General features: G+C 38.2%; 12 protein-coding genes and 1 rRNA gene. 10 read left to right on the top strand and 3 right to left on the bottom strand.

What is annotated here, in order from left to right:
- Positions 1 to 417 precede the first annotated feature (417 nt).
- From FHR85_RS04610 to FHR85_RS04600, 3 genes are read left to right on the top strand one after another with little or no spacing between them, the layout of a single operon-like run.
- On the top strand, positions 418 to 1,371 hold the full coding sequence (locus FHR85_RS04610; protein WP_167261584.1) for an AAA family ATPase: 954 nt from the start codon (positions 418 to 420) through the stop codon (positions 1,369 to 1,371).
- Positions 1,368 to 2,567, top strand: a complete 1,200-nt coding sequence (locus FHR85_RS04605) for a DUF58 domain-containing protein (protein ID WP_167261582.1) — start codon at positions 1,368 to 1,370, stop codon at positions 2,565 to 2,567. The genes FHR85_RS04610 and FHR85_RS04605 overlap by 4 nt, the downstream gene beginning before the upstream one ends.
- Positions 2,560 to 3,786 carry a DUF4129 domain-containing protein gene (locus FHR85_RS04600; protein ID WP_167261580.1) on the top strand — a complete coding sequence of 409 codons (1,227 nt, stop codon included), beginning with the start codon at positions 2,560 to 2,562 and terminating at the stop codon, positions 3,784 to 3,786. Before FHR85_RS04605 ends, FHR85_RS04600 begins: the two co-directional genes overlap by 8 nt.
- Positions 3,787 to 3,944: 158 nt before the next feature.
- Here the strand turns inward: FHR85_RS04600 and FHR85_RS04595 are convergent, their stop codons facing one another.
- On the bottom strand, positions 3,945 to 4,988 hold the full coding sequence (locus FHR85_RS04595; protein WP_167261578.1) for an FUSC family protein: 1,044 nt from the start codon (positions 4,986 to 4,988) through the stop codon (positions 3,945 to 3,947).
- A gap of 278 nt (positions 4,989 to 5,266) precedes the next feature.
- Complete coding sequence (locus FHR85_RS04590) at positions 5,267 to 6,568, bottom strand: glutamate-1-semialdehyde 2,1-aminomutase (RefSeq protein WP_167261577.1); 1,302 nt, start codon at positions 6,566 to 6,568, stop codon at positions 5,267 to 5,269.
- Between the two features lie 148 nt (positions 6,569 to 6,716).
- Between FHR85_RS04590 and FHR85_RS04585 the strand changes: the two genes are divergently transcribed.
- The 5 genes from FHR85_RS04585 to perR all read left to right on the top strand — a co-directional run bounded on the left by FHR85_RS04585 (position 6,717) and on the right by perR (position 9,772).
- Positions 6,717 to 7,076, top strand: coding sequence for a potassium channel family protein (locus FHR85_RS04585; RefSeq protein ID WP_167261575.1), 360 nt, complete (start codon positions 6,717 to 6,719; stop codon positions 7,074 to 7,076).
- Between the two features lie 104 nt (positions 7,077 to 7,180).
- Entirely contained in the window at positions 7,181 to 7,651 is a 471-nt protein-coding gene (bcp, locus tag FHR85_RS04580) for a thioredoxin-dependent thiol peroxidase (RefSeq protein ID WP_167261572.1), read from the top strand.
- A 62-nt stretch (positions 7,652 to 7,713) separates the two neighbouring features.
- On the top strand, positions 7,714 to 8,667 hold the full coding sequence (locus tag FHR85_RS04575) for a D-2-hydroxyacid dehydrogenase (protein WP_208379607.1): 954 nt from the start codon (positions 7,714 to 7,716) through the stop codon (positions 8,665 to 8,667).
- 1 nt (position 8,668) lies between these two features.
- Positions 8,669 to 9,226, top strand: a complete 558-nt coding sequence (locus FHR85_RS04570; RefSeq protein WP_167261570.1) for a cob(I)yrinic acid a,c-diamide adenosyltransferase — start codon at positions 8,669 to 8,671, stop codon at positions 9,224 to 9,226.
- Positions 9,227 to 9,328: 102 nt separating this feature from the next.
- Positions 9,329 to 9,772 carry a peroxide-responsive transcriptional repressor PerR gene (gene perR / locus FHR85_RS04565; RefSeq protein ID WP_167261568.1) on the top strand — a complete coding sequence of 148 codons (444 nt, stop codon included), beginning with the start codon at positions 9,329 to 9,331 and terminating at the stop codon, positions 9,770 to 9,772.
- Positions 9,773 to 9,849: 77 nt separating this feature from the next.
- On the opposite strand, the gene FHR85_RS04560 is transcribed toward perR, so the two are convergent.
- Entirely contained in the window at positions 9,850 to 10,218 is a 369-nt protein-coding gene (locus FHR85_RS04560; RefSeq protein WP_167261566.1) for a YgzB family protein, read from the bottom strand.
- Positions 10,219 to 10,403: 185 nt separating this feature from the next.
- Here FHR85_RS04560 and FHR85_RS04555 point away from each other — a divergent pair, with 185 nt between their 5' ends.
- Together FHR85_RS04555 and FHR85_RS04550 are read left to right on the top strand one after the other, a co-directional pair.
- Entirely contained in the window at positions 10,404 to 11,285 is an 882-nt protein-coding gene (locus FHR85_RS04555; RefSeq protein ID WP_167261564.1) for a nucleotidyltransferase-like protein, read from the top strand.
- A 500-nt stretch (positions 11,286 to 11,785) separates the two neighbouring features.
- Positions 11,786 to 11,852, top strand: a 16S ribosomal RNA gene (locus tag FHR85_RS04550); the annotation flags it as partial.

Genomic DNA, 11,852 nt, shown 5'->3' with positions numbered 1-11,852 from the left:
ACAGGATGTGGGTCACTTCGGCGTTTGTGATTGACGTCCGGAACTTAGCCGAAGTTCCTTTAACTGCCGAGGATGCACCTGCGTCTTCTAGTAATGCTTCGAAGTAGGCTTCCTCGGTGCAAGTAACAAAGAAGCTTATTCGATGAAGTTGCCTGGCTCGAGCCGTGCCTGCGGAAAGCGTCCACCGTTAGCGGATCACAATTTTAACAACGGGCTGTGGCGGAGTGTTAAGAATACATATCATACGCAAAGAGCCTACCTTAAGTTAGTTAACTACCTTCGTATCAAAGCGTAGTTTTTAGAAAAATATGGATTAATTAACGAATGAATAATGATTCATATCCATTTTTATGTTAAAGTATTTTTGTAATATAATTAGTCTGAAAAATATGATGATTGTGACAGGGAGGATTCAATATGGCAATTGAACAAGAGATACATAAAATTAAAGAACAAATTGGTCAGGTAATCATGGGTAAGGATGAGACGATTGAGTTATTAATGAACGCATTTTTAAACCAAGGACATGTGCTCTTAGAAAGTGTGCCTGGTACTGGTAAAACGATGCTCGCAAAAGCCCTAGCGAAATCAGTTGAGGGTGATTTTCAACGAATTCAATTCACGCCAGATGTCTTACCATCAGATGTGACAGGAATTCAGTATTTTAATCCGAAAGATCAGCAGTTTGAAATGCGTGTGGGACCTGTTTTAACAAACGTGCTTTTAGCTGATGAAATCAACCGTGCTACACCGCGTACGCAATCATCTTTACTTGAAGTAATGGAAGAAAAGCAAGTGACGATTGATGGCGAAACGGTCAATATTCCCCAACCGTTTATCGTAATCGCTACGCAAAACCCCGTGGAATCACAGCAAGGGACATTTGATTTACCGGAAGCGCAAATGGATCGTTTTTTCATGAAATTGGACCTTGGTTATCCTTCGTTTGCAGATGAAAAACGGATGATGCGTGAGCATAAAGAGACGAATCCACTCGATGCGTTACAAGCGATTTTAACAAATGATATGTTAACAAAGTTTCAAGAAGAGGTGAAAGCCATTCACGTTTCTGAAGATGTTGAAGCGTATATTCTTTCAATCGTTCGCGCGACACGCGAGCATCAAGATATCGACGTTGGGGTGAGTCCACGTGGAACCTTAGCCTTCATGCGTGCTGCACAAGGTCGTGCGGTCATTCAAGGACGGAATTATGTTACACCTGATGATGTCAAAACGATGGCACCTTATGTCTTACCGCACCGTTTAGTCTTAAGTTTAGACGGAGCAACCTTAAAGTCACAGGATGAGGTGTTACGTGAAGCGTTAGAAACAGTAGAAGTACCAGCTGAATATGGAGTTACATCGTCATGACGTTTCAAAAGTATTCGCAGGATAACAAAACTTTCCCGACACTTGTCTTGATTGGGACGTTTATATTATTTGCTGCTTTTTTTATTAGTTTCGAGCAAATATATATGCTTGTGTTGTTAGCTATTTTAGTTATGTTGCTATATGGCATGAGCGTATTTTATGAAAAACATGTTGATGATTATCTAAGTATTGAATTTCCTCGTGCTAATATTAGGCATTATCAGGGCGATCAAGGAGAATTAGAAGTAACGATTGAACAGAAAGGTATATTACCTCTATTTAACGCTATATTAACGGTTGAAATGGATGATATTGTTCGTTTTGAAGAAGGGCGTCATGTTCGTAGACGTTACGCAACAACTTTTCAACAGGCTTTTAATCTGATGTTCTGGGAAAAGCGAACATTTAAAATTCCTTATTCAACGGAAAAACGTGGTGTTGCACGAATTCATCATGTAGAAATCAAAGCACCTAATATGTTTGGATTTGGATCAATCTTTATGCGAAGTCTGACAAGATTTAAACAGGAGGTTATCGTTTATCCAAAAAAGTCAGCTGTTGCTAATATCGATTTAATGGCCCCGAAGCGGATGGGCTATCACCGTGCGAATCATTCCTTGTTTGATGATCATACCTTGCCAGTTGGTACAAGAGACTATGAACCGGGCGATGCATTTAATCGTATTCATTGGAAAGCATCTGCTAAGGAAGGAAATCTTCAAACCAAAGTCTTCGAGAAAGCAAGTCAAATTTCTTGGTGCTTTTTAGTCAATATACACGACGAATATGGTCGCGGTGTTCATGAAAACATTGAGCATTTGCTGGAAAAAACGGCTTATATGATGCACTACGCGACAACGCATCAGATTCCTTATCGATTATTTATCAATGTTTCATCGATTGATCAAATTCCTTTCATGCACTTACTTGAAGGAGAAGGGCAGAAACATTATCAACGGTCACTTGAACTTTTAGCACGTTTGAAGTTACTGACATTCACGGCTAAGTATGAACGCTTACTACATTTTGTTGATAAACATGAATCACCACCTGCATACATCATTCATGTTGGTCATGTTAGGGCTTCTCAACTCGCCTATTTAAAACGGCTTGAAAGAAGAGGTTCTGCCCTATACTTCTTAAACGAAGAAGGGCTTCATAAGACCTACCAAGGGGAGGTGGCTATGCATGGCTGATTTCTCCTTGAAGTATTTGCGTTGGTATCAATATGTATTAGAACTATTTCCATTATGGCTAGTGTTAGCCTACAATTACATTGCACTGCAAATTTACCCACCATTAATCGAATTTTTAATTATAGCACTTGTGATTGCGCCGTTATGTGCTATTGTTTTAAATAAAATAGGCGGTCATAAAGCGGTTTATGCAGCTTTTCCAATTTTGCTTGCGATCAGTTTTATGTTTGGTTTCCATATTATTTTGGGGATTATTTTAGCTGGATTTTTAACCATCCGTATGGAAAATCGTTATATTAAGCCTGATCAGGATACTGAAGCAGTTGTGTTAGTGATCACATTTTTATTAGCGATTGTAGCCTATATGGTGCAAGCCTCAACGTCAGATGGCTTTTCGGCCTATTATTTAGGTTTATTTGTCGTCCAAGTCTTCGTCTGGTTGGCAGGTCGCTTAGGTTACTTTTACATGCGTGATGAACAGACCAGGAGCGAATCAACGAAGAAGAAGTTATTAGTCATTTTAGCGAGTTTAGGAACGTTGGGTGGTCTGACTTGGTTAAGCTATACCTTGTTTCCATATATTAAATTTGTCATCAACACGGTTATTTACTGGGCATTGTATGCTTTTTCCTGGGCGGTAAGCCCTTTGCTCAACTTTGTCGGTGGAATTAATATCGAGCCACCTGAAGTTGAAGATGAAAATAGTGGTGAGCCCCCAACTGATTTTGGCGAAATGGAATCTAATCAGGATTCTTCCGTTGCTGCGGTAGTCTTTGACTATTTGATCTATGTTGTCATAGTAGCCATGATCGTGGCTGCAATTATGGGTTATATCGTGTACCGTCGAAAATTATTGGCACAACAAGATCAAATCCGTCATCAATATGATGAGCAAGTGGATAAAGAAAAAATCAATCATCGCAAATGGTTTAAGCGTAAAGAAAAAGTTACCCCACCTGAACATGAAATTCGTAGAGCTTATTTTGATTTAGAAAAATGGGCAGCTAAACATGACATAGGTCGATATCAATTTGAAACGACATATGAGTGGTTGAAGCGGTTAGGTATAGCCCAAGAAATCGACTATGCGACTATTCGTGTTTATGAACAAGTTCGCTATGGTGATGTTCAGGATTTAGAGGGAGATTTAAAACAATTCAAGCAAAAACTTGAAGGTTTAAAAGGGACAATGAAACAACGATTAATCGATGAAAATTGAAGTGACAGTAAATTTATTAAATAAATAAGGTGATTAATGAGATAAGTGCATGCACTTATCTCATTAATGGATCTGATTATCTAATAACTAAGCAAGATAATCCGAATTCAAAAAACCGCTTAGCTGATTATTCTATAATCAGCTAAGCGGTTTTAATTTTAGTTATGTGAACTAGTTTGGTAACTGCTCAATAAACGTTTAAGACGCAATAATTCGTGATGATAATCCATTAGAGTAGAGGCTAGGGGTAATAGTTTCAAACGGTCTTCGTCGTCTTCTTCGTAAACTGTGAGAAGTTGGTCGACGAGCGCTGGTATATCTGGTTCTGAGATTTTTTCTAATGGATCGGTTTCTTTTTTACGAATTCTTCCTAAATACATAAGGATCAGTTTTTCATGTGTGTGTAATGTCTTGTCGACTTCTTCAATAACTTGTTCGTTAATCTTTCTAGGGATGTTCTCAATATCATCATCCATACGATGTAAAGTATTTAGAACCTGAAATGATTTATTTGAAGTATGAATTAATTGTCGAAATAAAACAAGTTTCCGAGCGCGCTCGTACCAGCGTTTTTGTGAATACGTACGTTCTTCCGAAAATAGATTATAGGTCTGCTCAACACTAGATAAATCATTCCCCAGACGATTAATCTCTTTCTTAAGTGCAGGTTGGTCAGATAAGTGACGTGTTGTCACACGAATCCATTGTAAAATATCGGATGTTGTATGATTGATATCTTCAAATAATTTAGTTTCGTACTTTGGCGGTAAAAATGCTAGGTTAACTAAGAATGCAGACAGAATTCCGATTGAAATCGAACTGAAACGGACGCCCGCGAATTCGAAGAAAGGCATCTGTGTTGTATCCATGATGGCAATAACTGCGATAATCGCGATGAATGTCGTGTCTTCTTTCATTCGTAATTGAATACAGATGGCGATCACAGTCACGATTGCAAAGCCAATGATAAACGGTTCATTACCAACTGTTAAAACAAGAATAATACCTAATGCGACACCAAGAATATTGGCTTGGATTTGTTCAACAATCGTTTGTACAGAACGATAGATTGACGGTTGAATGGAGGAAACGGCAGCAATAGCAGCAGCGAATAAACCAGCTTCTAAACCAAAGGCTAGTGACACATAAAAAGCAACTGCTGTAGCAACGCCTGTTTTAAACGCTCTTGCACCCACGCGCATGATTTAATCTTCCTTTCTAAGTATGAGCTAATTTACGGTTAAAGTTTAATATTGTGACATATGTGCTGAGAAGATAAACCTATCATAACAAAAAAAGAGCTCCCGCAACATATACCGGGAGCTGAAATCTGGTAAAACCAGAAAGGAAGGGAGTTTCATAACATCATGTTCCTTAGATAAGGGGTAATCCAAAAATTCTGAATTATCTATATTTTAGCATATTAGTTTTAAATAACAACCGTTTTTTGAATATTTTTTAAATTAATATTTTCTACGATTTAAACGGCTTTCTGTGCCATTTGTTTAAATGATTTTTCGATAGCTATTAAGGTTTGGTCGATGTCATCGTCAGTGTGAGCTGTTGTTAAGAACCAGGCTTCGAATTTAGATGGTGCAAGGTTAATGCCTTGTTCAAGCATCAGATGGAAAAACTCTGCGAACTGTTCACCGTTCGTTGCTTCAGCCTCATCGTAGTTCGTGACGTCGTGTTCAGAGAAATAGACCGTTAGCATACCTTTAAGACGATTGATTTTCACTGGAAGTCCATATGATTCAGCATGTTTTAAAATACCTTTTTCGAGTTTTTCGCCAAGTCTGTCCATTTCGTCATAGACACCATCTTGTTGTAAGACTTCTAAACAAGCAATCCCTGCAGCCATGGACGCAGGATTTCCTGACATGGTACCAGCTTGATAGGCTGGACCGAGTGGCGCTACTTGCTCCATGATATCGACCCTGCCACCATATGCTCCGATTGGCAAGCCACCACCGATGATTTTGCCCATCGCCGTCATATCAGCTTCTACACCTGTCATTTCTTGCGCACTACCATAATGAAAACGGAAGGCGGAAATGACTTCATCAAAAATTAACAAGCTACCATTATCGTGTGTTAATGCCTTAACCGATTCTAAAAATCCTGGTTTTGGTTCAACTAAGCCGAAATTTCCGACAATCGGTTCAATTAATACAGCTGCAATATCATCACCATACGTTTCGAGTGCCTGTTTTAGAGATTCTGTTTCATTGAAAGGAACCGTAATGACTTCTTCAGCAATATTACGGGTAACACCAGCTGAATCAGGGCTTCCTAATGTAGAGGGGCCTGAACCAGCAGCGACTAAGACGAGATCAGAATGGCCGTGATAGCAACCAGAAAATTTAATGATTTTGCGACGGTTAGTATAGGCCCTCGCAACTCGAATCGTGGTCATTACCGCTTCAGTACCTGAATTTACAAATCTGACTTTTTCTAATGAGGGAATAGCGCTGGTTAACATACGGGCAAATTGATTTTCGAGTTTTGTTGGTGTGCCATATAAGACACCATTTTCTGCAGCGTGTTGAATCGCTTGAGTAATATGTGGATGTGCGTGCCCTGTGATAATTGGGCCGTATGCTCCTAAATAATCAATATAATGATTCCCATCTACATCGGTGAAATGAGCACCTTTACCATGGTCCATAAAAACAGGTGTACCTCCACCAACACCTTTGAATGCTCTAGATGGTGAATTAACACCGCCGACGATTAAATCTTCTGCTTCTTCGTATAATTGTTCTGATGTTGTTCGATTCATTTTAGTGCCTCCAACTTCCATATTCTATAAATATTTTATCATATAAACCGTGTATCGTTTCATGGTTTGTCCTTTTGTATCATATGAATAATTAAGCCAAACGTAAAGAGAGGTGTGAATCATTCATCTCGTTACATTAGTTCTTGTCATGACGATTTTATCAAGTAGTCTATATACGTTTATGCGTTATTATCAAGATATGCGGGGATCCTTTTCACGCGAGTTATTCTCTGCTTTTATTGCGCTTTATGTCATTTTAATGCTCAGTTTTGCCTTAATCTATTTTAGTTTGGCTGAAATCGGGTATACCTTATTACAAGGAGAGTTGTTACAAGTAGGTTCAGTCATTGAGCGGTTTTTTCACGCGATTTATTTCAGTGGTGTGACTTTAATGACCATTGGGTATGGTGATATTACACCAGTTGGAATTGGACGAGCGATTGCTTTGGTCGAAGCATTTATTGGCTTTTTGCTCCCGGCAGCTTTCTTTTATAAGTTGTTTCGTTAGGTAGTACAAATGTGAAAAAATCATTAAAATCTTGAATTTGATTTGTCATGAGCCAAATTATTCGGTAATCTAAAAGTAAAAGTTCTTGTAGGAGGAATGAAAAGATGTCAGCAGAGGTTGGTCAGTCAGCACCTGATTTTACCTTGCCAGCCAGTCATGGTGAACAAGTCTCGTTATCAGATTTTAGAGGAAAGAATGTTGTGTTGTATTTTTATCCGAAAGATATGACACCGGGTTGCACGACGGAAGCGTGTGATTTCCGCGATCGTTATAAACACTTTCAGGATTTAAACACAGTCATTCTAGGTGTGAGTCCTGACCCACTGGACCGTCATGAGAAATTTATTCAAAAACATGACTTACCATTTATTTTATTATCGGACGAGCAACATGAAGCCGCTAAGAAATATGATGTATACAAGCTTAAGAAAAACTTTGGCAAAGAATATTATGGAATTGAACGGTCAACATTCATCATTGACCCAGACGGAAATATCGTTAAAGAATGGCGTAAAGTCCGTGTTAAGAATCACGTAGAAGAAGCTATGCAATATATTGAAGAAAACTTAACTTAAATCAACCAGAGGAAGGAACAGCTTAGATAGTTGTTCCTTCTATTCTACATAAGGAGAGAACGATGGTGAATGTACTAACGACATGTAAAGTGAAATCGAGTATTAAAACGCATTTCGAAGAACAGTTTCCTGATGTTTATTTTAATTGGCAAGAATCGATTGATGAAGCAAGAAACCATTTATCTGAAGCGGATATTCTGATCACATACGGTGAAGATTTAATTGCTGACGATATAGTGAAAGCTGAACGTTTGTCATGGATTATGGTGATTTCAGCTGGCTTGGATAAAATGCCGTTTGATCAAATTGAAGCACAAGGAATCAAGGTCACTAACGCCCGAGGAATTCATGCCATTCCAATGGCTGAATATGTCATTGCTATGATCCTGCAGGTAAGTCGACAAGCCAAAAAACTTATGGACCTTGAAGAGGAACATAAATGGGATCGTTCAGTAAAAATGACAGAAATCACGGGCGGAACGATGTTAATAGTAGGAACAGGAGCAATTGGCCAAGAAGTTGCAAGACTAGCCAAAGGTTTCCGTATGAAAACAGTTGGTATATCGCAAAGTGGTCAGTTGAAAGATCATTTTGATGAGTGTCATCCAAATGAATCGTTGCATGATTACTTGCCTGAAGCGGACTATGTAATTGGTATATTACCTGCAACAGACGAAACGCATCATTACTTTGATTCAGAAGAATTTAGTGCGATGAAAGAAACGGCTATCTTTTTAAATATGGGGCGTGGCCAAACAGTTAATGAATCAGCTATTGTTCAGTCGCTGAAAGATGGGGATTTCTACCATGCCGTATTAGATGTGTTTGAGGAAGAGCCTTTAGATGATCAGTCACCGCTTTGGGATTTAGAACAATGTACGGTCACACCTCACTTATCAGGCATTTCAAGACATTATCAACCACGTGCTTTTGATATTTTTGAAACGAATTTGAAGTCATATCTAGAATCGGGTCAACTTGTTGAAAACGTGATTGATCCAGACAGGGGGTATTAAGATGCGCATTTACACAAGATCAGGGGATAAAGGTGAGACGTCATTAATTTATGGAAAACGAGTGAAGAAATATGATATTCGCGTCGAAGCATATGGTACTTGTGATGAGGCCAACTCAATGGTTGGGATTGCAAGAAGTCATTTGACTGAAGCATCGTTTGACGGTCGAGAAGGTGTGATTGATGCATTACATCAAGTACAAACAATTCTTTTCCATGTTGGAGCTGAGCTTGCAACGCCAATAGGTAAAGAGGTCATGTGGCAGCTTAAGCAGGAGCATATTGACGTTCTTGAAAAACAGATTGATGAGTGGGATCAAGCGCTAGAACCACTTAATAATTTTATTTTACCTTCAGGCCATCCGAGTGCCGCGGCCCTACATTCAGCTCGTACAATTGTTAGAAGAGCTGAAAGAGTTGTCGTTTCGCTAGAAGATGAGTTAGAGAATCAACTAGTTGTCCAATATTTAAATCGATTATCAGATTTCCTATTCGTAGCAGCTCGATATGTGAACCAAGCTATGGGTGGAGAAGAATTACCACTTAAGACGGATGTTTAAGCAAATCAAAAGACGATTAAATTGACAAAAACAAACCGACCGTTTTACACTAATTATAAGAATTCTAAAGTAATAATATTATTTTGTTGGAAAGAGAGGTGCATGACGGTGACTGAAGAAAGAATGCAAGAAGCATTAACAACATTAAAATCATCAGGTGTGCGCATTACGCCACAACGTCATGCAGTGCTGGAATATCTCATGCACTCAATGAATCATCCAACTGCGGACGAGATTTATAAAGCACTTGAAAGCAAATTTCCTAACATGAGTGTTGCAACGGTTTATAATAATTTACGTGTCTTTTTAGATATTGGCTTAGTCCGTGAGTTAACTTACGGCGATTCATCCAGCCGGTTTGATTGTAATATGTCAGACCATTATCATATTATTTGTAACTCATGTGGGAAGATTGAAGATTTCCATTATCCGTCATTAGACGAAGTTGAGCAGTTAGCAGAACAAGTGACAGGCTTCAATGTGACGGATCATCGTATGGAAGTTTACGGAACATGTGATGCATGCCAAGCAGAAGTGAGCCACTAAATAACAAGGATTTTAGTCGGTCTATGAGAATAGACCGATTTTTTGTGTCTAAAAAGAACAGGAGAGCTGAGTTCAAATCAGCTCTCCTGTTCTTTTTGATATTGTTTAGAATTGTATTTCTCATCAAACTCTTTACCTTCAAGGTCTTTATCTAGTGTGAGTGGTTCTTTACAAAACATACAAGCATCAACGCGCCCTAACATTTTCGTTTGCTTACCACATGATGGACATTCGACTGGAACAGCTCGTGTTGAAAGCATCCCAATCCAGAAATAAATAACGGTACTCAAACCGATTGCAAGCACACCTAATATCATAAATGAAAGCATAAGCCATTCGGTCTCACGGAAAAACAACCCAATATACATAATGATCATGCCAGCAAATACTAAACCTAAAGCAATTGATCGTATTTTATTGATTTTATTACTATATTTTAATGCCACGCTTTTCACTCCTTCGTCGAATCATATTTATAACCATTATAAATGAAATGATGATTCTTTTCATATTGTAAGTTTTCATATAGTAGAAGTATAGCATTATTTTTTGACACATCTGTGAATGAACAAGGAATTTGCTTAGTTTTGTCGAATTAAAGTATACAAGGAAATTCGAGGAGGAGCATAGGATGGAAAATGTTTTAAGACCTATTTATCAAGAACGAGCTAGTCATGCGAATACTTTAGGGATATTAATGCTTCAAAAAAACGACAGTCATCTTTCAGTGACAGACCAATTTGATTGTATTTTATTAGTAATTGTGAAAGAAGCCCAAGACCCTTGGTATGTGAAGCATTATGAATTTAATGACCAGCAAAAAGCAGCCATGCATGTTGTATCAGAACCATTGCTATATGAATGGATTGACACGAGTGGTTATCGGAAGATTGTCGAATGGCTGACGAAAGGATCTATTATCTATGATCGCAATGACTATGTTGCTGATTTGAAGAACATGTTACGCGAATTCCCTGAACAAAGTCGCAAACTTCGAAAAGTTATTGAATTTGCTAAACTCGTTCGTTCATACCGAGAATGCAAGGAACTCTTTGAAACAAAACACTATTTAGATGCCAATAGTTTAATGATTCGGTCTCTACATTATTTGGCACGCTTAACCGTTATTGAAAAAGGCTTTCATCCTGAAAACATGGTGTGGAACCAAGTCCAACGCATTGATCCTGAAGTTTACAAATTGTATAGAGAACTAATAGATGGTGATGAACCAGTAGAAAAACGGATACAGCTTATGATTTTGGCGAGTGACTTTTCAATTCACTCAAGAGCAGAGCAAAGTGTAAAACATTTATTGGATGTCATGCGTCAAAGTGATGAACCATGGACTTTTGGCGATTTGAAATTGCATCCTGAAGTAAGTCACTATGCTTTAGATTTATCGATCCTTTTAGAATACTTAGTAGAAAAAGGTATTGTCGAAACTCACTTACTTGAGACGAAAGGAGAGCAAGTATATCACCGTTGTTATCATGTGACAGAAAACGGTGATTAATAAAGGCTGAGTTTTTCGAAAATAATGATATTGAAGAAGTGTGAATAAAGTTATTGACGGTGCATGAACCCCCGTGCTATATTAATAAACGTCGCATCAGCAACCGAATGATTTCGAGTTAATGATTCGCAGTTGTGATTTGCGATTATGTATTGACGTTTCTTATTTCAGTTGATACATTAATAAAGTCGCTTTTAAAGAGAAGCGAAATAATTTGATTAAAATAACTATTGACTGATAAAGTTTATAGTTGGTATATTAATTAATGTCGCTTTTTGAGAGCAAAATCGATTTAAACAATCGATTAAAAAGATTAATAAAAAGTTGTTGACTTCCGGTTTTCAACTTGGTATATTAGTCATTGTCGCTTTCGAACGCGACACACATCGAACCTTGAAAACTAAACAAAATAGCCTGTCGTCAATTCGTTTTTCTTCTTATTTGTTAATAGGAAGGAAGCGGAGACGAAATGAAGAAACAATAAGCCAAATCAAACACTTTAATTGGAGAGTTTGATCCTGGCTCAGGACGAACGCTGGCGGCGTGCCTAATACATGCAAGTCGAGC

The organism is Alkalibacillus almallahensis, assembly GCF_011761495.1.
Lineage (GTDB): Bacteria > Bacillota > Bacilli > Bacillales > Alkalibacillaceae > Alkalibacillus > Alkalibacillus almallahensis.
The sequence above is the reverse complement of the archived record's forward strand: the minus strand, read 5'-3'. Positions and strand labels throughout refer to the sequence as shown.